Source organism: Pseudomonas sp. UBA4194 (genome assembly GCF_002379585.1).
Taxonomy (GTDB): Bacteria; Pseudomonadota; Gammaproteobacteria; order Pseudomonadales; family Pseudomonadaceae; genus Aquipseudomonas.
Window position 1 is genome coordinate 1 of record NZ_DFUE01000033.1, and the last position, 23478, is coordinate 23478.

22 protein-coding genes are annotated in these 23478 nt (G+C 62.2%); 7 read left to right on the plus strand and 15 right to left on the minus strand.

Annotation, left to right across the window (positions count from 1 at the left end; genetic code table 11):
- Positions 1-341: 341 nt before the first annotated feature.
- Complete coding sequence (gene cadR / locus B3397_RS08910; RefSeq protein ID WP_296249194.1) at positions 342-791, minus strand: Cd(II)/Pb(II)-responsive transcriptional regulator; 450 nt, start codon at positions 789-791, stop codon at positions 342-344.
- An 85-nt stretch (positions 792-876) separates the two neighbouring features.
- Between cadR and B3397_RS08915 the strand changes: the two genes are divergently transcribed.
- On the plus strand, positions 877-3201 hold the full coding sequence (locus tag B3397_RS08915; protein ID WP_296249196.1) for a heavy metal translocating P-type ATPase: 2325 nt from the start codon (positions 877-879) through the stop codon (positions 3199-3201).
- 224 nt (positions 3202-3425) lie between these two features.
- Here B3397_RS08915 and B3397_RS08920 read toward each other — a convergent pair whose 3' ends face one another.
- A complete protein-coding gene (locus B3397_RS08920; protein WP_296249197.1) occupies positions 3426-4784 on the minus strand; it encodes a GTPase/DUF3482 domain-containing protein in 1359 nt (452 codons plus the stop codon).
- Positions 4777-6156 carry a DUF2868 domain-containing protein gene (locus tag B3397_RS08925; RefSeq protein ID WP_296249198.1) on the minus strand — a complete coding sequence of 460 codons (1380 nt, stop codon included), beginning with the start codon at positions 6154-6156 and terminating at the stop codon, positions 4777-4779. The genes B3397_RS08920 and B3397_RS08925 overlap by 8 nt, the downstream gene beginning before the upstream one ends.
- 65 nt (positions 6157-6221) lie before the next feature.
- On the opposite strand from B3397_RS08925, the gene B3397_RS08930 reads away from it, so the two are divergent.
- Positions 6222-6734, plus strand: a complete 513-nt coding sequence (locus B3397_RS08930; protein ID WP_296249200.1) for a dihydrofolate reductase — start codon at positions 6222-6224, stop codon at positions 6732-6734.
- A gap of 66 nt (positions 6735-6800) precedes the next feature.
- Here B3397_RS08930 and ilvD read toward each other — a convergent pair whose 3' ends face one another.
- From ilvD to B3397_RS08960, 6 genes are all read right to left on the minus strand, one after another.
- The gene (ilvD, locus tag B3397_RS08935) at positions 6801-8642 is read right to left on the minus strand and encodes a dihydroxy-acid dehydratase (protein WP_296249202.1); all 1842 of its coding nucleotides are present in this window, start codon (positions 8640-8642) and stop codon (positions 6801-6803) included.
- Positions 8643-8921: 279 nt separating this feature from the next.
- Complete coding sequence (locus B3397_RS08940; protein WP_296249205.1) at positions 8922-10172, minus strand: MFS transporter; 1251 nt, start codon at positions 10170-10172, stop codon at positions 8922-8924.
- Between the two features lie 72 nt (positions 10173-10244).
- Positions 10245-11531 carry a hypothetical protein gene (locus tag B3397_RS08945; RefSeq protein ID WP_296249208.1) on the minus strand — a complete coding sequence of 429 codons (1287 nt, stop codon included), beginning with the start codon at positions 11529-11531 and terminating at the stop codon, positions 10245-10247.
- Positions 11528-12016, minus strand: a complete 489-nt coding sequence (locus B3397_RS08950) for a glycine-rich domain-containing protein (RefSeq protein ID WP_296249210.1) — start codon at positions 12014-12016, stop codon at positions 11528-11530. Before B3397_RS08950 ends, B3397_RS08945 begins: the two co-directional genes overlap by 4 nt.
- A 55-nt stretch (positions 12017-12071) precedes the next feature.
- A complete protein-coding gene (locus B3397_RS08955; protein ID WP_296249213.1) occupies positions 12072-12212 on the minus strand; it encodes a hypothetical protein in 141 nt (46 codons plus the stop codon).
- 356 nt (positions 12213-12568) lie between these two features.
- Entirely contained in the window at positions 12569-13765 is a 1197-nt protein-coding gene (locus B3397_RS08960) for a class I SAM-dependent rRNA methyltransferase (protein WP_296249215.1), read from the minus strand.
- 281 nt (positions 13766-14046) lie between these two features.
- Between B3397_RS08960 and B3397_RS08965 the strand changes: the two genes are divergently transcribed.
- From B3397_RS08965 to B3397_RS08975, 3 genes are all read left to right on the plus strand, one after another.
- Positions 14047-14859 carry an HDOD domain-containing protein gene (locus B3397_RS08965; protein WP_296249258.1) on the plus strand — a complete coding sequence of 271 codons (813 nt, stop codon included), beginning with the start codon at positions 14047-14049 and terminating at the stop codon, positions 14857-14859.
- A gap of 29 nt (positions 14860-14888) precedes the next feature.
- Entirely contained in the window at positions 14889-15701 is an 813-nt protein-coding gene (gene mutM, locus B3397_RS08970) for a bifunctional DNA-formamidopyrimidine glycosylase/DNA-(apurinic or apyrimidinic site) lyase (RefSeq protein ID WP_296249216.1), read from the plus strand.
- 211 nt (positions 15702-15912) lie between these two features.
- Positions 15913-16257 carry a multidrug transporter gene (locus B3397_RS08975; protein WP_296249217.1) on the plus strand — a complete coding sequence of 115 codons (345 nt, stop codon included), beginning with the start codon at positions 15913-15915 and terminating at the stop codon, positions 16255-16257.
- Positions 16258-16310: 53 nt separating this feature from the next.
- Here the strand turns inward: B3397_RS08975 and B3397_RS08980 are convergent, their stop codons facing one another.
- Positions 16311-16562: a YfhL family 4Fe-4S dicluster ferredoxin gene (locus B3397_RS08980; RefSeq protein ID WP_296249218.1), complete on the minus strand. Its 252-nt coding sequence runs from the start codon at positions 16560-16562 to the stop codon at positions 16311-16313.
- 103 nt (positions 16563-16665) lie between these two features.
- Positions 16666-17145, minus strand: coding sequence for a pantetheine-phosphate adenylyltransferase (coaD, locus tag B3397_RS08985; protein ID WP_296249219.1), 480 nt, complete (start codon positions 17143-17145; stop codon positions 16666-16668).
- 197 nt (positions 17146-17342) lie between these two features.
- Here coaD and B3397_RS08990 point away from each other — a divergent pair, with 197 nt between their 5' ends.
- Positions 17343-18017, plus strand: a complete 675-nt coding sequence (locus B3397_RS08990; protein WP_296249220.1) for a TetR/AcrR family transcriptional regulator — start codon at positions 17343-17345, stop codon at positions 18015-18017.
- Between the two features lie 59 nt (positions 18018-18076).
- The gene (locus tag B3397_RS08995) at positions 18077-18931 is read left to right on the plus strand and encodes a sulfurtransferase (RefSeq protein WP_296249222.1); all 855 of its coding nucleotides are present in this window, start codon (positions 18077-18079) and stop codon (positions 18929-18931) included.
- Here B3397_RS08995 and B3397_RS09000 read toward each other — a convergent pair.
- From B3397_RS09000 to B3397_RS09015, 4 genes are read right to left on the minus strand one after another with little or no spacing between them, the layout of a single operon-like run.
- Entirely contained in the window at positions 18894-19916 is a 1023-nt protein-coding gene (locus B3397_RS09000) for a hydrolase (RefSeq protein ID WP_296249223.1), read from the minus strand. The genes B3397_RS08995 and B3397_RS09000 overlap by 38 nt on opposite strands.
- 56 nt (positions 19917-19972) lie before the next feature.
- Positions 19973-20560, minus strand: a complete 588-nt coding sequence (rsmD, locus tag B3397_RS09005; RefSeq protein ID WP_296249224.1) for a 16S rRNA (guanine(966)-N(2))-methyltransferase RsmD — start codon at positions 20558-20560, stop codon at positions 19973-19975.
- Complete coding sequence (locus tag B3397_RS09010) at positions 20560-22026, minus strand: M16 family metallopeptidase (RefSeq protein ID WP_296249225.1); 1467 nt, start codon at positions 22024-22026, stop codon at positions 20560-20562. The genes rsmD and B3397_RS09010 overlap by 1 nt, the downstream gene beginning before the upstream one ends.
- Positions 22019-23374 carry a M16 family metallopeptidase gene (locus B3397_RS09015; RefSeq protein WP_296249226.1) on the minus strand — a complete coding sequence of 452 codons (1356 nt, stop codon included), beginning with the start codon at positions 23372-23374 and terminating at the stop codon, positions 22019-22021. Before B3397_RS09015 ends, B3397_RS09010 begins: the two co-directional genes overlap by 8 nt.
- Positions 23375-23478: the final 104 nt, after the last annotated feature.

A 23478-nucleotide genomic window follows, 5' to 3' on the forward strand; every position in this document is an offset into this window, starting at 1 on the left:
ATGGCGCCCACCCCGCCGCCATCGCGGGCAGAGCCCGCTCCCACAAAGATCTGCGTCCTCCCGCTCCCACAGTGATCTGGGTCATCCCTGCTCCCACACTGATCAGGGCCATCCCTGCTCCCACAGTGATCAGGGCCATCCCTGCCCCCACATTGATCTGGGCCACCCCCTCACCTTGTGGGAGCGGGTTCTACCCGCGATGGGGCCATCCCAGCCTCCACACATCCCGAACCCTATGGCGCCCACCCCGCCGCCATCGCGGGCAGAGCCCGCTCCCACAGTGATCGGCGCCACCCCCGCTCTCACAGGTTCATCGCATAAGCAGTTGGATCTTGTGCAGGCTAGTGCCCGTGGCTGCGGCCGACGTGGGAGTGCTCGGCTTCGGGGGCGGTGACGGCGCCGCTGACTTCCAGGCGCTGGAGGATGGCGCAGTGTTCGTCGTTGTTGCCGCCGTGGCACTTCTTGCGCAGTTGCACCAGCTGCTCCTGCAGCGCTACCAGGCCGTCGATGCGGGCCTTGACGTGGTGGATGTGCTCGTCGATCAGGTCGTTGACGCTCTGGCACTGGTCCTCGGGGCTGTCGCGCAGGGTCAGCAGGCTGCGGATTTCGTCCAGCGTCATGTCCAGAATCCGGCAATTGCGGATGAACGTCAGGCGTTCCACATGCGCCTGTGTATAAAGCCGGTAGTTGCCATCGCTGCGGGCGGGCGGGGGCAAGAGGTGCTCGCGCTCGTAGTAGCGGATGGTTTCGACCTGGCAGTCGGTGGTCTTCGCCAGCTCGCCGATTTTCATCACTGTGCTCTCCAACAAGATGCTTGACCCTATAGTGGCTACAGGGTGTTCACTTGGCAACAAGCACCTTCAGGGATTCAGACCAATGAGCCACCCGCCCCGCAGCCACGCACACGACCATAGCCACGAGCACGAGCACGAGCACGAGCAGGCCCATGCCCACGCCGGTGGCTGCTGCGCGACCAAGGCCGAGCCTGCCATCGCCAAGGCCCACGATCACACTGCCCACGGCCATGACTGCTGCGCCAGCGCCGCAAGCTCCGCGCCCACCACCGTGCAGTTTGCCAATGCCGCTGACGGCGCGTCGCGGCTCAGCCAGTTCCGCATCGAAGCCATGGACTGCCCCACCGAGCAAACCTTGATCCAGAACAAGCTGGGCAAGCTGGCGGGCGTACAACAGCTGGAATTCAATCTGATCAATCGCGTGCTGGGGGTCAGCCATTCGCTGTCCGGCACCGAACCGATCGTGAAGGCGATCGCCTCCCTGGGCATGGTGGCCGAGCCTATCGACGAGAACGCTGAAAACGTCGCCGCCGTTCCGCCGGCGAAGAAGTCCTGGTGGCCATTGGCGCTTTCCGGTGTGACCGCCGTAGGGGCAGAGGTGATTCACTTCACCGGTGTGGCATCCAATTGGGTGGTGGCTATCGTTGCCTTGGTATCGATCCTCAGCTGCGGTTTGAGCACCTACAAGAAGGGTTGGATCGCCCTCAAGAACCGTAATCTCAATATCAACGCCCTGATGAGCATCGCCGTGACCGGCGCGGTGTTGATTGGCCAGTGGCCGGAAGCGGCCATGGTGATGTTCCTGTTCACCGTGGCCGAGTTGATCGAGGCCAAGTCCCTGGACCGCGCGCGCAACGCCATCGGCAGTCTGATGCAACTGACGCCTGACACCGCCACGGTACGTCAGGCCGACGGCCAGTGGCTGGAACAGGACGTCAAGGTCGTGCCTCTGGAGGCCATCGTGCGGGTGCGACCGGGCGAACGCATCAGCCTGGACGGTGAGGTGACGGCCGGCCAATCGACTATCGATCAGGCGCCGATCACCGGCGAAAGCTTGCCAGTGGAGAAGGGCGTTGGCGACAAGGTGTTCGCCGGCACCATCAATCAGGCCGGCTCGCTGGAGTTTCGGGTCACTGCGGCGGCGAATCAGTCGACCCTGGCGCGGATCATTCACGCGGTGGAGCAGGCACAGGGGGCAAGGGCGCCAACCCAGCGCTTTGTGGATAACTTCTCCAGGGTCTACACGCCGGTGGTGTTCGCCTTGGCGCTGATCGTGGCCGTGCTGCCGCCGCTGTTGGGCATGGGCACCTGGTTCGAATGGATCTACCGAGCGCTGGTGTTGCTGGTGGTGGCGTGTCCGTGCGCCCTGGTGATTTCCACGCCGGTGACCATTGTCAGCGCCCTGGCGGCGGCGGCGCGCATGGGTATTCTGGTCAAGGGCGGGGTGTATCTGGAAGGGGGGCACAAGCTCGATTACATCGCATTGGACAAGACCGGGACCCTGACCCACGGCAAGCCGGTGCAGACGGATTATGAGTTGCTGGATCCAGCCTATGAAGGGCGGGCCGAGGGGATTGCCAGGGCGCTGGCGGGGCGCTCGGATCATCCGGTGTCGCGGGCGATCGCCGGTGCCCAGGACGCGGAAACCTCGGCTCAGGCCGCGCCAACAGTGGCAGATTTCGAGGCGTTGGCGGGACGGGGGGTGAAAGGGCTAGTCGAGGGGCAGATCTACCAGTTGGGTAACCATCGTTTGGTGGAAGAGTTGGGGGTGTGTTCGGCGGGGTTGGAGGCCAAGCTCGATCGGTTGGAGCGTGAAGGCAAGTCGGTGGTGGTGCTGGTCGGTGGTGAGGGGCCGGTTGCACTGTTCGCGGTGGCGGACACGGTCAAGGAAACCAGCCGTGAAGCCATCGCGCAGCTGCATGCGCTGGGCATCAAGACGGTCATGCTCACCGGCGACAACCCGCATACCGCCCAGGCCATCGCCGCGCAGGTGGGCATCGACCAGGCGGTGGGTAATCTGCTGCCGGCCGACAAGCTCAAGGCCGTGGAGCACCTGTACGCGCAGAACCATCGGGTGGGCATGGTGGGCGACGGTATCAACGATGCGCCAGCGCTGGCCCGCGCCGAGATCGGGTTTGCCATGGCAGCGGCCGGCACCGACACCGCCATCGAAACCGCCGACGTGGCCTTGATGGATGATGACTTGCGCAAAATCCCGGCGTTCGTCAGGCTCTCCCGCCAGACCCGTGCGGTACTGATGCAGAACATCGTGCTGGCTTTGGCCATCAAGGCGGTGTTCCTGGCCGTCACCGTGGCGGGCATGGCCACCTTGTGGATGGCAGTGTTCGCCGACATGGGCGTGAGCCTGCTGGTGGTGTTCAACGGACTGCGTCTGCTGCGTAAATAGACAAAGAGAATCGGATGTCAAGTAGGGCCTGGCCGGCAAGGTCCGGGTGGTTTGGCTTTGGATTCTGCGGTGAATGGTCCCCTCACCCCAGCCCTCTCCCTGGGGGAGAGGGAGCTAAAAGCGGATCGCCGATAGTCGCAACACCACCGTACGGCTCCCTCTCCCTAAGGGAGAGGGCTGGGGTGAGGGGACCATTCACCACAGAATCCAAAACCAAGCCAACATCACAACTCCCCCGCCAACACCTCCACCTGCTCCTCCCGCTCACCCTGGCTAACCCGCTTGTGCCCATTGAGCGACGACCATTGCGGGTACGCCCGAGCCCGGTTCAAAGCGTCAGGCAGCTTGCCTTCACGCCAGGTCTGCTCCTGCGGGGTGGGCACCTGCACCGTGCCCAGCGCCGCATGGCCGCGGGCGTTCAGGGCGTGGACCAGCTGGCGCTGACGCAGGGCCAGCAGGCGCAGCACATTGTCGTCCACGGTCAGCTCGCGCTCGCCTTTGAGCTTGCCCATCAACCGTGCGCCGTAGCCACGAGCGGTCTGCAACGCCCCGCCGGCAATGGCTCCCGCCAGCGCCGCCATACCCAGGGTCAGACCGCCAACCAGCAGGTCCACCCCCGCACCGGCGGCGGCGCCCGCGGCGATCCCACCTCCCACCTTTACCCCCAACTGTTTGAGGGTGTCGGGATTGAACAGATCATCGCCCCAACGACCATCCAGCAACGGCAGATCGCCGGCAGAGGCATCGTCGCTGCGGAACGCGTAGAGCTTGAGCAGTGCCTCGACGCAGCGCTGTTCGCGCTTGCGCACCGCCTGACGCAACTCATCGACGGCGCCGGCGACCGCATCGCTGGGTACGCTGCGCCGACAGGCCGCGCAGTCGATCAGCATGTCGGCGATCAAGCGCAAGGCACTGGCCTGGCGCGCCAGACGCTGGGCCTGTTGATCATCGATCAGCCGCTGCAACGCCGGCCGGGAATGCTCCAGCAGCAGCGCCAGGCTTTCGTATAGCCGACGCTCGCCATCTTCCGGTGGCGCCACGCTGTCGAAGCGCACCAGGGCATGCAGTCCAAGCCGCGCCAGGGCTTCACGCCAATCATTTTCGCGGTGCTGGGCGCTGCTGACGAAATTGAGCACCGGCAGCAACGGTTTGCCACAACTGGCCAGCACTTGCAGCTCGTCGCGGTACTTGGCCAGTACCGGCTCGCGGGCATCGATCACATACAGCCCGGCGTCGGAGGCCAGCAACTGGCGCAGCACCTTGGCTTCCTGCTCGAAGCGCTGGCGTGCCTCGGCTCCTTGCAGAAAACGCTCCAGCCGAGCCGGGCCATCGAGCCGTTCACCGGGCCGTTCCAGACGCTCGAGATAGTCCAGCAGCGCGATGGCATCTTCCAGCCCAGGCGTGTCGTACAGTTCCAGCAACGCTTGGCCATCCACCGACAGCCGCGCGCCCTCCACATGCCGGGTGGTGCTGGGCCGGTGCGACACCTCACCGAAGCCGACGTCCCGAGTGAGGGTCCGCAGCAGCGAGGTCTTGCCGACATTGGTGTGGCCCACCACCGCCAGGGTCAGAGGTTTAGTCATGGCCCGTCTCCAGCCAAGTCAAGGGTGCGCTGTCACTGAAGGTCAGCTGCAGTTGGGTCAACGCGCCATGCCAGTCGCCCAACCGTTGTGCCTCCAGCGCCTGCCCCGGCGGGGCAGGCAGCAGCCACACCCGGGTAGCACCGGCACAGCGCGCCAGTTCGGCGATCAGCCCCAAGCTGCCGCGGTCGGGAGAACGACGCGGGTCGCAGGCGATCACCAGGCGGGCAGGGGGAAAGCGGGTCAGTTGTTCCAACAGGCGGTTGCGTGATTCGCGGCTGTCGAGGATACCGGCGTCTTGCACGGTCGCAGGCAGCCGGGGCGGCCACGGGTGTTGCCCATCCAGCTCGATGGCCACCAGCAAGGCACCGTCGGTTTGCTCGCTGGCCTGCGGCGTATCGATGTGCGGCAATGCATCCGGTGCTTCGTCACGCACGCCCAGGCGCTCGCTGCTAGGCATCAAGCGCTCGCGCAAATCGGCGTAGGCCGGCAATGTCAGGTCCAGGCTCAGCCGTGCGCGGCCATGGCGCCAGCGCCAGCGGCACAGCAGGGCCAACACCAACCGCGGCACGATACCGTAAACCAGCAATACCCCCACCAGCCAGCCGGCCCAGGCCTGACGTGCACCTTCAATGTTCACGGCAGCATCGCCGCTGGCACGGATCATGTCGATGTCCGGCACACTGAAGCCCAGCAGCCCTGGCAGCGCACCCAATGCCTGGGTCAGCGCAATGAAGGTATCGGCGCCCAGGATGGTGGTTTCCCAGACGAAGCCATAGCGTCGAGTCGCCAGCAGCAACAGCAATACCGCCATGGCGCTGAGCAAGGCCAGCAACCACAAGCCATGCACCAATGTCCCCAGCGCCCAGCGATTCAGACGCCGCCGTTGCAACACCAGCACCAACGCCGGGACCAGATGCACCGCCTGGGCATCCCGGGCCAGTTTCTCGCTGAGCCACAACCACACTCGCCCCAGACTGGCGCCGTGGCCACCGGCGAACACCAGGCCGAAAGCCCAGCTCAACAGCATGATGACGTTCAGGCCCAGCAGGCTGCCCAATGCCCAGAACACGTTGACCGGTTGCAGGCCATCGCCCAGCGCGGCGAAGGCCAGGCCGGCGCCGCTGATCATCGCCACTACCGCCAATATCAGCAGCGCCAGGCGCGCGCCTTGCTTCCAGTGCTGCATGGCCTGGCGCTGGCCATCGCGCTCGGCCAACAGCCAGGCCCGATGGGTGATGCGAGCAGCCATGTCGCCGCCTTGCTGGCGGGCGCGGCGGTTCGCTTCCAGGTCATCCAATGGCCCGGCCTGTTCTTCGCGCAGGCGGACGGCTTCGGTAAGCCAGAGTGTTTCCAGGGTGTCGGGAGCTGTCACGCGGTTTTCCAGGCGGCGGGTTCGCCATGAGCATAACTCAAGGCGGCTCTGCTATTCTGCCGCCCATGAAGACATCTCTCCCCCTCAGCCTGATCGCGGCGCTCGCCGAGAACCGTGTGATCGGCATCGACAACAGCATGCCCTGGCACCTGCCGGGGGATTTCAAGTATTTCAAGGCCACCACCCTGGGCAAGCCAATCATCATGGGCCGCAAGACCTGGGATTCGTTGGGTCGACCGTTGCCTGGGCGGTTGAACCTGGTGGTCAGTCGCCAGCCCGGTCTGCTGCTCGAAGGTGCCGAGGTGTTCGCCTCGCTGGAGGCTGCGATAGCACGAGCCGAGGCCTGGGCGTTGGAGCAGGGTGCCGATGAGGTGATGCTTATTGGCGGGGCGCAGTTGTACGCGCTGGGGTTGGACCGCGCGGACCGTTTGTATCTGACCCGCGTGGCGCTGCAGCCAGAGGGCGATGCGTGGTTTCCCGAATTCGATGAGGCGAAGTGGCAGTTGGTGTCCAGCGTGCCCAACGACGCGGCAGACGGCAAGCCTGCCTACGCATTCGAGGTCTGGGAACACCCGTAGCAGCGGCGTAAGCCGCGTCAAAATCCTCACGGGTGTCCCAGAAAAGCGCATGGGGCCGGACGCGGTTTACAACCCGTCGAGCATCGCCTTGTTGCGCACAGCGCCCTTGTCGGCACTGGTGGCCAGCAACGCATAGGCCTTCAGCGCCGTGGTCACCTTGCGGGGGCGCACTTCAACCGGCTTCCAACCCTTCTTGTCCTGCTCGGCACGACGCGCAGCCAGTTCGGCATCGTCGACCAGCAGGTTGATGGAGCGGTTGGGAATGTCGATCAATACCTTGTCGCCATCCTGCACCAGACCAATCGCGCCACCGGCAGCGGCTTCAGGCGAAGCGTGGCCGATGGACAGGCCCGAGGTACCCCCCGAGAAACGGCCGTCGGTCAGCAGCGCACAGGCCTTGCCCAGGCCCTTGGACTTCAGGTACGAGGTCGGGTACAGCATTTCCTGCATGCCCGGACCGCCTTTCGGGCCTTCGTAACGAATGATGACGATGTCGCCGGCCTGTACCTCGTCGGCCAAGATGCCGCGCACGGCGCTGTCCTGGCTTTCGAAGATCTTCGCGTTGCCTTCGAACACATGGATGGATTCATCCACACCGGCCGTCTTCACTACGCAGCCGTCCAAGGCGATGTTGCCGTAGAGCACGGCCAGGCCACCTTCCTTGGAGTAGGCGTGTTCGAAACTGCGGATGCAACCGTTCTCGCGGTCGTCGTCCAGGGTTTCCCAACGGGTCGACTGGCTGAACGCGGTCTGGGTCGGGATGCCTGCCGGGCCGGCCTTGAAGAAGTGGTGCACGGCTTCGTCGTCGGTCTGCGTGATGTCCCACTTGGCGATGGCTTCTTCCATGCTGCGGCTGTGCACGGTCGGCAGGTCGGTGTGCAGCAGACCGCCGCGCGCCAGGGAGCCGAGGATGCTGAAGATGCCGCCAGCGCGGTGCACGTCTTCCATGTGGTATTTCTGAATGTTCGGCGCCACTTTGCACAGCTGCGGCACGCTGCGCGACAGGCGATCGATGTCGCGCAGGTCGAAATCGATCTCTGCTTCCTGGGCTGCGGCCAGCAGGTGCAGGATGGTGTTGGTGGAACCGCCCATGGCGATGTCCAGCATCATGGCGTTTTCGAAGGCCTTGAAGTTGGCGATGTTGCGCGGCAGCACCGAGTCGTCGTTCTCGCCATAGTAGCGCTTGCACAGCTCGACGATGGTGCGCCCGGCCTGCAGGAACAGCTGCTCGCGGTCGCTGTGGGTGGCCAGGGTCGAACCATTGCCCGGCAGGGCCAGGCCCAGGGCTTCGGTCAGGCAGTTCATGGAGTTTGCGGTGAACATGCCGGAGCACGAGCCACAGGTCGGACAAGCGCTGCGCTCGTATTCGGCGACTTTTTCGTCGGAGGCGGTGGAGTCGGCGGCGATCACCATGGCGTCGACCAGGTCCAGGCCATGGCTGGCCAGCTTGGTCTTGCCGGCTTCCATCGGGCCGCCGGAAACGAAGATCACCGGGATGTTGAGGCGCAAGGCGGCCATCAGCATGCCGGGGGTGATCTTGTCGCAGTTGGAGATGCACACGATGGCATCGGCACAGTGGGCGTTGACCATGTATTCCACGGAGTCGGCAATGATCTCGCGGCTGGGCAACGAGTACAGCATGCCGTCGTGGCCCATGGCGATGCCATCATCCACGGCGATGGTGTTGAATTCCTTGGCCACGCCACCGGCACGCTCGATTTCGCGGGCGACCAACTGTCCCAGGTCCTTGAGGTGCACGTGGCCGGGCACGAACTGGGTGAACGAGTTGGCGATGGCGATGATCGGTTTCTTGAAGTCGTCGTCCTTCATGCCAGTGGCACGCCACAGCGCGCGGGCACCGGCCATGTTGCGGCCGTGGGTGGACGTTTTCGAGCGATAGTCAGGCATGGAGCAACTCCGGGCGGCTAATCAGGTTTCAATGTGGGATTGAGCTTGTCCTGGTCCGCGGCACGCTCGGTCGGTGTTTTGCCGTGCTTGCGGATGAGGCCGGTAACGTCGCGGGATCGCCGCGCGTTCGGCCGAGCTCATAAACCCGCCGGGGGATGATTGGCGATGAGTACCGTGATTCTACACCGCTGGCTTCAGGAAGGAACGTGAAGTGTGTTTATGGGGGGGGACGCGGCTTACGCCGCTGCTACAGGGGGGGGTGGGGAGAGTTCCTGCGGCTTATGAACCGAGAGATTGCTTGCGGCTGTTGAGAAAGATCAGCACGTTCAGCAGCAGGATGCCGATGACACCCAGCACGACAAAGGTCTGTCCCAAGGTTTGGAGCAGTTGACCGTCGGCGCTGCTGACCAGAGCGCTGACAACCCCTCCGACAATGAAGACCACCGTGTTCAGCAATGACGAGGCCGTACCAGCGCTTTGCGCTGACAGGTCCAGCGCTTGGCAAGTGGCGGCCGGCCTCAGGATGCTCGAGCCTGCGGTACAGATGATCATCGGCACCAGAATACCGGGCAACGACTCCCGCCATGCCTCCGGCAACAGGATGATGGCCGTTCCCGCGACGAGGATGAGTGCAAGCCCGGCCATCATCTGGGTATTGGCTGACGCGAAGCTGCCCAGACGTGAAGCAGCATATCCCCCGGCGATATAGGCCAAGCTGTAGCACAGCAGCGACAAGGCGAACTCCAGTGGCGTGAAGCCCAACCTGTCCAGGAACAACAAAGGGGATACGACGATGAAAGAAAAATGGCTGGCAAATGCAATCGCCGACAGCAGGGACAGGCCCGCGAATTCCAGGGTCAGGCAGGGTCGAAAGCGATCGCGCCAGCGGACACCAGAGCAAGCGCTGCCGGGGTTATCCCCAGGCATGAGTTTCCAGGTGAACCCGATCGTGACGAGGCCTAGCGCGGCAAAGACATAGAAACTCCCCTGCCAGCCCGCTGCCATTTGCAGCATCGTCCCCAGCAGTGGCGAAACCGATATGCATATCCCGCTGATGCTGACCATCAGTATCCGCAACTGCCTGCGCTGTTGGTCTGCAAACAGGTCCTGAATGATTGCGTTGGCTAGCACAAAGCAACCGCAGCCCATCGCCTGCATCAACCTGAACCCCAGGAAGGTCTGTAAGTCATCGGCAAATGTACAACCGATGGCGCCGCCCACCGCCAAGCCGAGCCCGGCCAACAAGAGCGTCCTACGGCCGAGTTGATCCGACAGAGGACCAATGGCGAGTTGCGAGATAGCAAAACCCACGGCAAAGACACTCAGCGAGAAGGCGATCCGTGCCGTATCGGTGTCGAAGTGATCCGCCAGTGCGGGAAAGGAAGGAAGAATGACGTCCAAAGGAAAGACGCCGAGAGAGGTCATCAGGATCAACAGCATGACAATTCTTGTCTGGCGACGAACCGTGCCGGTCTGGTCGTCGCTGATGCGGCAGTGTTGCTTTTCAGGATGGGGCTCGAGGGTCTTCATTGTCTATTTCCCCAGCGCTACGCAGTTGGCCGTTTCTTGACCGCAGCGTTTCGGCGCCAATTATCTAGGCATTCATTGCACTGAGCAGAGGGTGGATCTGGATCTGTGGTGAAGTAAAAAAATCCGAAACGTCAGAATCACCCAGATACACAACAGCGCAATGGCCTGAAGGTTTATGTACCACGGCAGAGTCAACGGCTCTGGCGTAATGGAATAAAGTAGAGGTGTCAGCGCTGTGAAGAATACGATGTTGACCAGTAGTTGCGGCTTGAGCGTATCGTTCATTCCACGCAGATGGGCCATTGCTAAGGAAAGAAGTCCATTGCAGAATATAAGTGAGATCAGCGCTCCAACAAGGGTGTTAGAGGCGGGTAGCGTCGTGTCACCTATGGTTGAAAAAAGCCGATTGGCATTCATTAGAATAGCGGTGGACAGTAGGGTGGACAAGATAATGTGCCCTATGATGCCCCGTCCATAAGCTGCAAGAGATGAGCCCGGAAATTTACTGACGTATAGGCTGTGTGCCTGGCTCAATGTGGTATAGGGAATCAAGAGCAACCCAGCCAATGTCATGAACACGGCAAGCTCAGCGACGAGCTGCAGATTAAGACTAGCAAGCCGCTCGTTCAGCAGATAGAAATAGAACTTTTGGCCTGCTAAACCTACAGCGATTGGTAGTCCAAGGGAAAGTGTCTGTCTGATGATGGTGCGGTCGAATACCAATGTGAAGGTCAATCTTTTGGAAGTGGTGAGTTTGCGTAATGCGTAGAAACTGATGGTTTCTGTCACGACGAAATAGCTCATTGCCAGGTATACAAATATGTCTTTATCAACAAGCCGGGAGGACGCCAGGAGAAAGCATAATCCTGAAACAGTAGACAGGGTTCTTATCTTGGTGCAATTCAGAGCAGATCCTGAGCTCTCATGGAAAATATGGAGGAAGGTGTTGATTACAGTGAAGGGTATGCAGGAAATGTAAATGATCGCCATCCATCGCAGCGGTGCTTCCTCCAACAACTGCCCGCCTGGCAGGAATTTAACGATGCTGGCTAGCATCAGCGCTACGGCAGTGCCGACTGCACAGAGCAATGCTGCCAAGCATAATCCGGAACTGAAGATTTCCTGGGCTTTTTTCTGGTCTTGGAATGGGCGAGCAATGATATTGCCAGTGGCGCCTAGGCACATGGAGGTGAGTGCCGTGAGAATGGTGAACATCGCAAGTGTATACGCGAAAAGCACAAGGCCGGTGGTGGATATGTTGGCAACCAGCGAAAAGAGGACGGTAATGCCCGCTACAGGGATGGTGCGGCTAAGCAACATAGGGATATAGCTCTTTCGTAGATGGCCGTGGTAGGTCATTGCGATGTGCTCCATATGGAAATCATTCGGTTTCCAAATTCCATCTCATAGAGCTTCTGGACCTCCTCGAAGGCAACGTCGAGATTGATTTTGTCTATTCGACTTCGCGTTCCGAAGTAGGGGTAGTGATGGAAGTAATACCCAAATATGGCATTGCTGTCCCTGATGTACTGTCTCGTATCGAGAATATGGTGGTGCCAGATCTCATCCACTTCCAGAAGCGGCGGTAACACGGGGTGGGTGGAAAGGTATTTTCGATTTAAATAAAGAAAGTTTTTGTAGTATTGGACCGCTATCTCTGCCTCTGTAGGGGACCAGTGACGACATATCAATGGGTCCTTGGTGGTGATTTTTTTTACGATCGCGGACAGGTCCATTTGGTTGATATGGTTAACGGCGTCTTCCAGTGAAGGTGTGTGGACAAGCCTCGATTTTGGCTTGTTCATTTCATGTGGAAGGGTATTTACAATGCGCTTGTAGTGCATGGTAGTCACATCCTTGAGTGGGGCTACCGACGCAGGGCGTCGGCAGCTTCAAACTTTACCAGTCACCGCCACCCTGGCAGTGTCCGCCGCCGCCATTGTTATTGGCAGCGTTATCTTTAATCAGTTTTTGCGCTGCCGTCGAGAGCTTTTGCACAGGCTTGAGGGTTTGGCGTGAAGACGCTTTTTTGGCATTCATGAGGAAGTTTTCCTTAGGTTGTTTTTATTGTGTCACTGCAGTAACGAGCTCAAGAATAGTTAAAGAAAATAAGGTGTCAAACGTGGTGGAAATTTAGAAACTTCCCACACAAGTTTCGGAAACTTCCTACAGTGATCAGTTATTCCTGGCCTTATGCTGAAGATTTTTTTTGAAGTGTTTCGGATCAGATTGTGCGGGTGCGCGAGAGCGTTTCTAGTGCTCAGACACTCCAAGGAAGGCGAGGAATACGAGGGCATCGCAAAAGAACCGGGCGGCTCTTGCGCGGTCGATACGATCGGATGTAGCGAGGGATTGCATTTGGATGCCCGCGCCGATCAAAGACGCGGGCATTTTCTTCAACTGTTGGGCAACAGCCGGCAGGTGATGCTCTTGATGTACCGCGTTTCCGGGATTGCCGGGTGCACCGGGTGGTCCGGGCCTTGGCCGCCGCGTTCCAGCAGTTGGATGTTACGGTCCAGGTGGCGGGCGCTGGTCAGCAGGATGTTTTGCAGGTCGTCTTCGGGCAGGTGCATGGAGCACGAAGCGCTGACTAGGATGCCGTCCTTGCTGAGCAGACGCATGGCCTGTTCGTTGAGGCGGCGGTAGGCGCCTTCACCGTTCTTCAGGTCTTTCTTGCGTTTGATGAAGGCGGGCGGGTCGGCGACGATGACGTCGAAACGCTCTTCAGCGGCCTTGAGCTCCTTGAGGGCTTCGAACACGTCGCCTTCAACACAGGTGACCTTTTCGGCGAAGCCGTTCAACGCGGCGTTGCGTTCCACGCCGTCCAGGGCGAAACCGGAGGCGTCTACGCAGAACACTTCGCTGGCGCCGAAGGCACCGGCTTGCACGCCCCAGCCACCGATGTAGCTGAACAGATCGAGGACACGCTTGCCTTTGACGTAGGGCGCCAGGCGCGCGCGGTTCATGCGGTGATCGTAGAACCAGCCGGTTTTCTGGCCTTCCATCACCGGCGCCTCGAATTTCACGCCGTTTTCTTCCAGGGCGACCCACTCCGGGACCACGCCGAAGGCGCTTTCCACATAACGCTCCAGGCCCTCGGCATCGCGGGCGGCGGAGTCGTTCTTGAACAGGATGCCGCTGGGCTTGATCACCTGGATCAGGGCTGCCATCACGTCGGCCTTGTAGCGCTCCATGGTCGCGGACGCCAGCTGCACCACCAGGATGTCGCCGAAGCGGTCCACCACCAGGCCTGGCAGCAGGTCGGAGTCGCCGTAGACCAGGCGGTAGAACGGCTTGTCGAACAACCGCTCGCGCAATGACAGGCACACGTTGAGGCGGTGCACCAGCAGCGATTTGTCCAGGCTCAGCTTGGCATCGCGCGACAGCAGGCGGGCGCAGATCAGGTTGTTGGGGCTCATGGCCACGACGCCCAGCGGCTTGCCACCGGCGGCTTCGAGAATGGCCTGATCACCGGCCTGGAAACCATGCAGCGGGGTCGCGGCGACGTCGATCTCGTTGCTGTAGACCCACAGGTGACCGGCGCGCAGGCGGCGGTCGGCATTGGCTTTGAGGCGAAGGCTGGGCAGGGACATGAAGTCGCTCCGGTGAAAAAAGAGCGGGAGTATAGCGTGTTGGTGCCAGCGCCGATTCCCCCATTCATCAAATCACCGCCCCGTGGCAGCGAGCGTGAGCCGCGTCAGTCCAAGTGCTGCCCGCAAGGTCATTCGCGTGACGGTTTGACGCGGCTTACGCCGTTGCCACGGTGGTGGTGGCCCGTGGTCGGAGAGTAGAATCCCGGCTCAGCCCAGAGTGTCCAGTCATGTCCCAAGAGCTTTCCCCCGAGCAGATCCAACAGGTTTTGCAGGGTATCAGTGTGCCGCCGCAGCCGCAGATCATGGTCGACCTGCAGATGGAACAGTACATGCCAGACCCCGACCTGGAGGTGATCGCCAAGCTGATCGCCCAGGACCCAGGGCTTTCCGGCGCGCTACTCAAGATCGTCAACTCGGCCCATTACGGCCTGAGCAACAAGATTGCCTCGATCCAGCGGGCAGTCAATCTGCTGGGCAGCCGTTCTGTGATCAACCTGATCAACGCGCTGTCGATCAAGGGCGAGATGAGCGACGAGACCATCGTCACCCTCAATCGCTTCTGGGACACTGCCCAGGACGTCGCCAATACCTGCCTGACCCTGGCCAAGCGTACGGGTCTGCAGGCGGTCGACGAGGCCTATGCCCTTGGCCTGTTCCATGACTGTGGCGTGCCGCTGATGCTCAAGCGTTTTCCCGCTTACATGGGCGTGCTGGAGCGTGGCTATGCCCAGGCGGGCGCCGCCCGGCGAGTCATCGACGCCGAGAATGCGGCCTTCAATACCAACCATGCGGTGGTTGGCTATTACACCGCTCGGTCCTGGCGCCTGCCCGAACACCTGAGCGACGCCATCGCCAATCATCACAATGCGTTGGCGATCTTCAGCGACGAGGGGTCTGACCATGTGCCGCTGAAGAACCTGCTGGCCCTCCTGAAGATGGCTGAGCACATCTGTGCGTCCTATCGGGTGCTGGGCGGCCAGGGCGAAGATCACGAGTGGGCGGCCATCGGCCCGCTGGTGCTGGATTACGTCGGCCTGTCGGACTACGACTTCGAAAACCTCAAGGAATCGATTCGCGAATTGGGTGCACACTGACCCCAATCGCTCTGCCTGCCTGGTGAACCATGCCTGAATTACCTGAAGTGGAAACCACCCGCCGCGGTATCGCGCCTCATCTGGAGGGGCAGCGAGTCAGCCGGGTGATCGTGCGCGACAGCCGCCTGCGCTGGCCCATCCCCGAGGACCTCGACGTTCGGCTGTCCGGCCAACGCATCGTGGCCGTGGAGCGGCGGGCGAAGTACCTGTTGATCAATGCCGAGGTCGGTACGCTGATCAGCCACCTGGGGATGTCCGGCAACCTGCGCCTGGTGGAGGCCGGGTTGCCGGCGCTCAAGCACGAGCACGTGGACATCGAACTGGAGTCGGGCATGGCCCTGCGCTACACCGACCCGCGACGTTTCGGGGCAATGCTGTGGAGCCTCGATCCCCTGAATCACGAGCTGTTGCTGCGGCTGGGGCCGGAACCCTTGACCGAGCTGTTCGACGGCGAACGTCTGTTCCAGCTGTCCCGTGGGCGCAGCATGGCGGTCAAGCCGTTCATCATGGACAACGCGGTGGTGGTGGGTGTGGGCAACATCTACGCCACCGAAGCCTTGTTCGCTGCCGGTATCGACCCGCGGCGCGCGGCCGGGGGGATTTCCCGGGCGCGCTACCTGCGCCTGGCCATCGAGATCAAGCGCATCCTGACCTACGCCATCGAACGGGGCGGCACCACGCTGCGCGACTTCATCGGGGGTGATGGCCAGCCGGGGTATTTCCAGCAGGAGTTGTTTGCCTATGGCCGGGGCGGGGAGTTGTGCAAGGTGTGTGGCACGACGTTGCGGGAAGTGAAATTGGGGCAGCGCGCGAGCGTATTTTGCCCGCGCTGCCAGAAGTAGGGGCGGCGCGACACCACGAAGGTGCCCAGCAGAACCCCCAACCTGCAGAAGTGGCCTACAGCCGCGAAGGTACCCAGGCAGGCCCCCCACCCTGTAGGAGCGGCGTCCAGCCGCGAAGGGGCCTGCACCGACACCGCACACCCCCAACCAACTGATATAGTTAACCCACCGCAAATCGCCGTCGCCCCACCGTGAGCAGAAGGATTGTGCCATGAACCTGTTTCGAGCCCTGTCGCTAGCCTTGATCTTCAGCTTCGGCCTGCAGGCCCTGCCCGCCGCGGCAGCGGACTCCAGCGTCAGCGTCAGCAGTGGCGACCCCACCTATCAGATCCAGAACCCGCCAGCCTACGCCATGATCGGCGACCTGCTCATCGCCCGCCCGCTGCTGATCGCGGCAACGGTAGTGGGGGCGGGGTTGTTCGTGATTGCGCTGCCGTTCACCGCCGCCAGTGGCGGGATTGGAGCCAGTGGCCAGGCGCTGGTGGTGGACCCTGGCAAGGCGGCGTTCGTACGCTGCCTGGGTTGTACCCATACCGGGTACAACAAACGGGATTGATCTGTGGGTGGGCGGGCAGCGGCCCGCCTTGAGCTCGAAAAGCCCAGCGGCAATCAGTGCTTGCCGGTGATCTGCCGATACTTGGCCATCAACTGCTCTTCGGTTTCCGGGTGCGCTTCGTCCAGCGGAATGCAATCCACCGGGCACACCTGCTGGCACTGGGGTTCGTCATAGTGCCCAACGCACTGGGTGCACAGGTTGGGATCGATCACGTAGATCTCCTCACCCTGGGAGATGGCAGCGTTCGGGCACTCGGGTTCGCAGACGTCGCAGTTGATGCAATCGTCGGTGATGATAAGGGACATGAAAACTCCGGCCCGAGACGGCGGCCCAGGCATGTTAAAACCGATGGGCGCAATTGTGCCGCATTAGCGCCCGCAGTGCACGCGGACGCTGTCGCCTGATGGGTTACTTCTTGAAGCGTTGGCTGAGCGCCTCGGCCACCGCCGGGTGCACGAACTTGCTGATATCCCCGCCCAGCGCCGCTATTTCGCGGACCAGCGTCGACGATATGAACGAATAGCGCTCCGAGGGCGTAAGAAACAGGCTTTCGACGTCCGGTGCCAACTGACGGTTCATGTTCGCCAACTGGAACTCGTATTCGAAATCCGACACGGCGCGCAATCCGCGCAGCAGCACGTTGGCGTTCTGTTCCTTGGCAAAATGAGCGAGCAGGGTGGAAAAACCGACCACTTCGACATTGGGCAGGTGGCGGGTGACTTCACGGGCCAGTTCCACCCGCTGCTCCAGAGGAAACAGTGGATTCTTCTTCGGGCTCGCGGCCACCGCGATGATCACGTGGTCAAACAGGCGCGAGGCGCGTTCGACCAGATCGCCATGACCCTTGGTGATCGGGTCGAAGGTACCTGGGTACAACACTCGGTTCATCGCGTCGTCCTGGCGGGAATCGGTTGGGGAAGGGGATGGTATCGCAGCCAGCCAAGTCGGCCAAGTGTGCATCGCCGTCGCATTGCAAGGGGTATCGCCTGTGGCAGGCTGTCGCGGGGGGCGATTGGGGGACAAAAGCTTCCACTGCTGGCAATACGCCGTAAGATGGCATGACACTATCAACGACTGGAGCTCAAATGGCCCCACGACCGAAAACTCGTGAGCGCATCGTGCACAGTAGCCTCGAGCTGTTCAATCAGCAGGGTGAGCGTAGCGTCAGCACCAACCATATCGCCGCTCATCTTGATATCTCTCCGGGCAACCTCTACTACCATTTCGGTAACAAGCAAGAGATCGTCGCGGTGCTGTTTCGCGACTACGAGGCCATGATCGATGGCTTTCTGCACCCGCCCAAGGGGCGGCTGGCGACCATGGAAGACATGCGTTTCTATCTGCGCTCGCTGATCTCTGCCATGTGGAGCTACCGTTTCCTGTACCGCGACCTCGAACATCTGCTGGAAGCCGACCCGGCGCTGGCCCAGCGCTTTCGCGGTTTCTCGCAACGGTGCATGGTGCAGGGCCAGGCCATCTACCGAGGTTTCGTAGAGGCCGGGATTCTGCACATGAGCGAGGCGCAGATCGAGGCGTTGACCGTGAATGCCTGGATTGTGTTGACCTCGTGGGTGCGCTTTCTGTGCACGGCTCAGGAAGGCACGGCGGACCTCACCGAGGCTGCGGTCAAGCGTGGGGTCTACCAGGTGCTGGTGCTGGTGGAAGGTTTTGTCGGTGAGCCCTGGCGTCCGGCGGTCAACGCCTTGCGCGACGAGTTTCATGTGCCGCTGCAACAGGCGCTCACGCCTAAAGTTCCATAGCCACTGAGCGTTTTCTGGTTTTCCATGGTCTGATTTTTCATTCACCGACGGAGCCCGCCATGCCCATTGCGCAACTGATCAGCCCGAACCAGCTCGCCGCACGGCTCGAGGAGCCTGGGCTGGTGGTCCTGGATTGTCGATTTGCCCTGGAAGATACCGATTACGGCCAGCGCAGTTATGCCGAAGGGCATATTGCCGGGGCACATTTTGCCGATCTGGAGCGCGACCTCAGCGGCGCTGTGGTCAAGGGCGTGACCGGGCGTCATCCGCTGCCCCAGCCAGAGCGGTTGCTGGAGCGCCTGCGGCACTGCGGCATCAACGCCGACAGCCAGATCGTGCTCTACGACGACGGCCCCGGTGCTTTTGCCGCCCGTGCCTGGTGGCTGCTGGCCTGGCTGGGCAAGCGCGAGGGCGTGTACCTGCTCGATGGCGGGCTCAAGGCCTGGCATGCGGCAGGACTGCCCCTGAGTCTGGATGCTCCGCCGAGCGAGCCAGGACATTTTGCTGGCACGCCGGATGAGGGCATGGTGGTGACTGCCCAGCAGTTGCAGCAGCAGTTGGACACCCCCGAGTTGACCCTGCTCGATGCTCGCGCGCTGCCTCGATTCCTCGGTGAGGTGGAGCCCATCGACCCTGTGGCCGGGCATATCCCCGGCGCACGCTGCGCGGCGTTCACCGACAACCTGGCCGCTGACGGCCGCTTTCTTCCCGCTGAACAGCTCAAACAGCGGTTTGAAGAGCAATTGCAAGGGCGCCCGGATCACAAGCTGGTGGCCTACTGCGGCTCCGGCGTGACAGCGTGTCACAACCTGTTTGCCCTGTGCCTGGCGGGCTATCCAATGGCCAAGCTTTACCCAGGCTCCTGGAGCGAGTGGATCACCGACCCGCAGCGTGGTGTGGCGAAAGGGGCATGAGTTCGCCCAGCCACTGCGGGATGCGCTGCTCCAGGTAGTACGCAGGCTGGCGCAGGCTGCCTGCGACAAAGCCCACGTGACCGCCCTTGGCATGCAGTTCGAACTGGATGCTCGGCGACATCTCGTTGGCCGTCGGCAGGCTGTGGATAAACACGAATGGATCGTCTGCCGCCTGGATGATCAAGGTCGGCTTGGCAATTTCACCCAGGAAGTAGCGGCTGGACGAGCGCCGATAATAGTCTTCGGCGCTTTCGAAACCATGCAGTGGCGCCGTGACACGGCCGTCGAAGTCCCAGAATGTCTTGATGTTCTCCAGCGACCCCAGATCGGCCAGGGTTGCCAACCCGGCCTGCTGGCCTTCGTGCTGGAAGCGCAGTTGCTTGTCCTTCAGGTAGGTCAGCATGGCGCGCATGAAGTGTGCCTGATAGACCTTGGAGAAACCCAGGGCGATGCGGTCCGCGCACTGGTCTAGCCGAAACGGCACGGACACCGCCACCGCAGCCTGCAATGGGCTGGCGCTGCCGGTTTCGCCCAGGTGCTTGAGCAGAATATTGCCCCCCAGTGAATAGCCCACCGCGTACAGCGGCGCCAGGGGCCGCGCCTTGCCCAGATGCTCCAGCACCAAAGCCAGGTCTTCGCTGGCGCCCGAGTGATAACTGCGCGGCAGCAGATTGGGCTCGCCGGAGCAGCCTCGCCAGTTCAACGCCACGCTGGCACAACCGCGCTGGCCCAGCTGGCGTTGCAGCCCGGCGACGTAGGGGGAATTGGAAGAGCCTGTGAGGCCATGCAGCACCAGCACCAGGGGCGCTTCGGCTTCATGGGGGCCATGCCAGTCAAGGTCGAGGAAATCCCCGTCGTCCAGCCACAGCCGCTCACGCCTGCGCTCAAGGGGCGGCTGCTTGCGCCACAGCGGGCCCCACAGGGTTTGCAGGTGAGGGTTGCCCAGCCCGAAGGCTGGACGAAACAGGGAGTCGGAAGCGATCACGGTGCAGGTCCTGAGCAGTGATGCCTACTGTGCCACAGCATCAGCGGTCGGCGGGATCAGCCGCGTTGCCACAGCGAGTAATAGACCTGGCCGGCTTTCTTGTCGCGATGCAGGCGCCAGTTGGCGGGCATCGGCAGAGCGTCGGGACGGGTCTCGCTCTCGGTGTAGATCCAGGCCCGCTCTGCCAGCCAGTGCTTGTCTTCCAGCAGCGCGCAGGTGGCCGGCAACAGGTTCTGGTGGAAGGGCGGATCGAGGAAGACCACGTCGAAGGCGGTTGGCGTCTGGGTCTCCAGATAGCGTACGGCATCGCTCTGCAACAACTGGCCTACCGAACAGCCCAACACGTCGAGGTTGTGGCGCAGGCTGGAGATGGCTGTGGCGTTGGCGTCCAGCGCCAGCCCCAGGCTGGCGCCCCGGGACAACGCTTCCAGGTATAGAGCCCCACTGCCGGTGAAAGCGTCCAGCACCTTGGCCCCTTCGATGTGCGGCGCGAGCCAGTTGAACAAGGTTTCGCGCACTCGATCCGGGGTCGGGCGCAGGCCGGGCGCTTCGGGAAAGCCCAGCTTGCGGCTGCGCCACTGGCCACCAATGATGCGCAGCGAGCCTTGGCCGCCATGGGGTTGCTTGGGTTTGACGCTGGCCATCAGTGCTCCGGAACCCCGAGCGGCTGCTCGGCGGGTTTATCAGTTGGGGCAGGCAGGGGTTGCTGGGCAACCTTCGGGCCCGCCGTGACGATGACCAGTTTATCGGCATCGAGGTGCTTGTTCATGGCGGCCTTCACCTGTTCGACCGTGAGCGCCTGGGATTGCTGCATGAAATCTTCCATCCAGCTCAGCGGCAGGTCGTAGAAGCCGATGGCACCCAGTTGCCCGACGATGCTGGCATTGCTGGCGTTGGACAGTGGGAAGCTGCCTGCCTGTTCACGTTTGGCATTGTCCAGCTCGGCCTGGGTAGGGCCGGTCTTGAGGTAGTCGCGCAGGATGTCCTGAACCAGTTTCAACGTGCCTTCGCTCAGCTCTGCGCGGGTTTGCAGGTTGATCATGAACGGCCCTCGCACCTGCATTGGCGTGAAGCCGGAGTAGACGCCGTAGGTCAGGCCACGTTTTTCCCGTACTTCGCTCATCAGACGGGTGCCGAAGGACCCACCGCCCAGAATCTGGTTGCCCATGGACAAGGCAGCAAAATCCGGGTCGGTACGGTCGATGCCCAGCTCGGCCAGCAATATCTGGGTCTGCTTGGACGGGAAATCGATATGGCTCAGGCCGGCTTTGGGCGCCTGTGGCTGTGCAAGCCTGGCCACGGCCGGGCCTTTGGGCAAGGCCGCCGAGACCTGCGCGGCCATCTGTTCGGCTTCCCCGCGCGACAGATCGCCGACGATGGCGATCACCGCGTTGCCTGCCGCGTAGGCGCGCTGATGGAAAGCGCGCAACTGCGCCAGATTCAGGCCCTGCAGAGACTTGGCGTCGCCTTCACTCGGGTGTGCGTACGGGTGATTGCCATACAGGCGCTCGAACAGCTCGTTGCTGGCCAGCTTGCCTGGGTTTTGCTTCTGGTACTCGAAGCCGGCCAGTAGCTGGTTCTTGATGCGCGCCAGCGAGTCGGCGGGAAAGGTCGGCTTGCCCACCACGTCGGCGAACAGTTGCAGGGCAGGGGTGCGTTTTTCCGGGGCGCTCAAGCTGCGCAGCGAAGCCACGGCCATGTCGCGATAGGCACCGTTGCCGAAGTCCGCACCCAGGCCTTCGAAGCCCTGGGCGATGGCTTCGACGTCCTTGCCGGCCACGCCTTCATTGAGCATGGCGTTGGTCAGCAAGGCAATGCCTGGATGGTTCTGGTCCTGGCTGCTGCCGGCGGCGAAGGTCAGGCGCAGGTCGAACATCGGCAGTTCGGGCGCAGCGACGAACATTACCTTGGCGCCCTCGGCGGTTTTCCAGCTTTGGATGTCCAGGCTGCGATGGCCGGGGGCCTTGCTATCGAGCTCCTTGAGCGACTGCAGGCCTTCGGACGGTTCGGCGGCGGGAGCCGGGCGGGCGGCGAACGCCGCGAGCAGCGCCAGCAGCACGGCAACCGACACGCTGACCCGCGCGTAGCGGGGAGTATTGCGCTCAGTCATGAGCAGTTTCCTCGGGCAAGACATGGGCGATGCTCAGGCGATCGCGGGTGAAGTAGGTGCGTGCGGCGTTCTGGATGTCCTGGGGGGTGACGTTTTTCAAGTCGTCCAACTCGCTGTCCATGAGTTTCCACGACAGGCCCACGGTTTCCAGCATGCCGATGGTGTTGGCCTGGTTGCTGATGGAGTCCTGGCTGTAGACCAGCTCGGCAATCACCTGTGCCCGCACCCGCTCGAGTTCGTCAGCGGTGGGTGGCGTGGTCTTGAGCTCCTCGAGCAGTTGCCAGATGCCTTTCTCGACATCGGCCAGGGTCTTTTTCTTCTGTGTGTTGGGCGTGGCGGAGATCGAGAACAGGCTATCGCCCCGGGTGAACGGGTTGTAGCCGGCACCGCCGCCGGAGATCAGCTCCTGGCCGCGCTCCAGGCGCGTGGCCATGCGCGCGCTGTAGCCACCGTCGAGCAGCGCCGAAATCAGGCGCAGGGCCTGGACGTCGCGTGGGTTGCTGGCCGTGGCCAGGGCCGGGACATTGAAGCCATACATCAGCGATGGCAATTGCGTGCGCACGTGCAGGGTTGCCATGCGCTGGCCGGGGGCAGCCAGTTCCAGGGGGATTTTCGCCGGTGGCGTGGCGCGCCGTGGGATCTTGCCGAAATAGCGTTCTGCCAAGGCCTTGACCGCCTCGGGCTCGACGTCGCCGACCACCACCAACGTGGCATTGTTGGGCACATACCAGGCCTGGTACCAGTGACGCAGTTCTTCGACCTTCATGCGTTCAAGGTCTGCCATCCAGCCGATGGTCGGGGTGTGGTAGCCGCTGGCGGGGTACGCCATGGCCTTGAAGATTTCGTAGGCCTTGGCGCTGGGTTTGTCTTCGGTGCGCAGGCGGCGTTCTTCCTTGATCACCTCGATTTCCTTGGCGAACTCCTCGGCCGGCAGGCTCAGGCTGGCCATGCGGTCGGCTTCCAGATCGAAGGCCACGGCCAGGCGATCCTTGGCCAGGACCTCGTAGTAGGCGGTGTAGTCGTCGCTGGTGAAGGCGTTCTCTTCGGCGCCCAGATCACGCAGTATGCGCGACCCTTCGCCCGGCCCAAGGGTGTCGGTGCCCTTGAACATCATGTGTTCCAGGGCATGGGACAGACCGGTCTGGCCGGGGGTTTCGTAGCTGGAACCGACCTTGTACCAGAGCTGCGAGACCACCACCGGCGCGCGGTGGTCTTCGCGTACGACCACTTTCAGGCCGTTGTCCAGGATGAATTCGTGGGTGGGTTGCGGATCGGCGGCAAACGCGGCAAAAGGCAGGCAAAGCGTGCAGAGCAGGAGGCCTGCGGCACGGAGGACAAACGCATTCATGGGTTTTTGAACCTTAAAAGCTGCCCGCGTGGCCTTAGCGTCTACGGGCGAGGAGGTGCTAGGATACTGATCCGGTTCGCTGGGGGCCATGCCTGGTTGCCAGT

Bases quoted from the DNA above. Each gene is read 5' to 3' on its own strand.
- cadR (WP_296249194.1), bottom strand. From the start codon at position 791: ATGAAAATCGGCGAGCTGGCGAAGACCACCGACTGCCAGGTCGAAACC.
- B3397_RS08915 (WP_296249196.1), top strand. From the start codon at position 877: ATGAGCCACCCGCCCCGCAGCCACGCACACGACCATAGCCACGAGCAC.
- B3397_RS08920 (WP_296249197.1), bottom strand. From the start codon at position 4,784: ATGACTAAACCTCTGACCCTGGCGGTGGTGGGCCACACCAATGTCGGC.
- B3397_RS08930 (WP_296249200.1), top strand. From the start codon at position 6,222: ATGAAGACATCTCTCCCCCTCAGCCTGATCGCGGCGCTCGCCGAGAAC.
- ilvD (WP_296249202.1), bottom strand. From the start codon at position 8,642: ATGCCTGACTATCGCTCGAAAACGTCCACCCACGGCCGCAACATGGCC.
- B3397_RS08940 (WP_296249205.1), bottom strand. From the start codon at position 10,172: ATGAAGACCCTCGAGCCCCATCCTGAAAAGCAACACTGCCGCATCAGC.
- B3397_RS08945 (WP_296249208.1), bottom strand. From the start codon at position 11,531: ATGACCTACCACGGCCATCTACGAAAGAGCTATATCCCTATGTTGCTT.
- B3397_RS08950 (WP_296249210.1), bottom strand. From the start codon at position 12,016: ATGCACTACAAGCGCATTGTAAATACCCTTCCACATGAAATGAACAAG.
- B3397_RS08955 (WP_296249213.1), bottom strand. From the start codon at position 12,212: ATGAATGCCAAAAAAGCGTCTTCACGCCAAACCCTCAAGCCTGTGCAA.
- B3397_RS08960 (WP_296249215.1), bottom strand. From the start codon at position 13,765: ATGTCCCTGCCCAGCCTTCGCCTCAAAGCCAATGCCGACCGCCGCCTG.
- mutM (WP_296249216.1), top strand. From the start codon at position 14,889: ATGCCTGAATTACCTGAAGTGGAAACCACCCGCCGCGGTATCGCGCCT.
- B3397_RS08975 (WP_296249217.1), top strand. From the start codon at position 15,913: ATGAACCTGTTTCGAGCCCTGTCGCTAGCCTTGATCTTCAGCTTCGGC.
- B3397_RS08980 (WP_296249218.1), bottom strand. From the start codon at position 16,562: ATGTCCCTTATCATCACCGACGATTGCATCAACTGCGACGTCTGCGAA.
- coaD (WP_296249219.1), bottom strand. From the start codon at position 17,145: ATGAACCGAGTGTTGTACCCAGGTACCTTCGACCCGATCACCAAGGGT.
- B3397_RS08990 (WP_296249220.1), top strand. From the start codon at position 17,343: ATGGCCCCACGACCGAAAACTCGTGAGCGCATCGTGCACAGTAGCCTC.
- B3397_RS08995 (WP_296249222.1), top strand. From the start codon at position 18,077: ATGCCCATTGCGCAACTGATCAGCCCGAACCAGCTCGCCGCACGGCTC.
- rsmD (WP_296249224.1), bottom strand. From the start codon at position 20,560: ATGGCCAGCGTCAAACCCAAGCAACCCCATGGCGGCCAAGGCTCGCTG.
- B3397_RS09010 (WP_296249225.1), bottom strand. From the start codon at position 22,026: ATGACTGAGCGCAATACTCCCCGCTACGCGCGGGTCAGCGTGTCGGTT.
- B3397_RS09015 (WP_296249226.1), bottom strand. From the start codon at position 23,374: ATGAATGCGTTTGTCCTCCGTGCCGCAGGCCTCCTGCTCTGCACGCTT.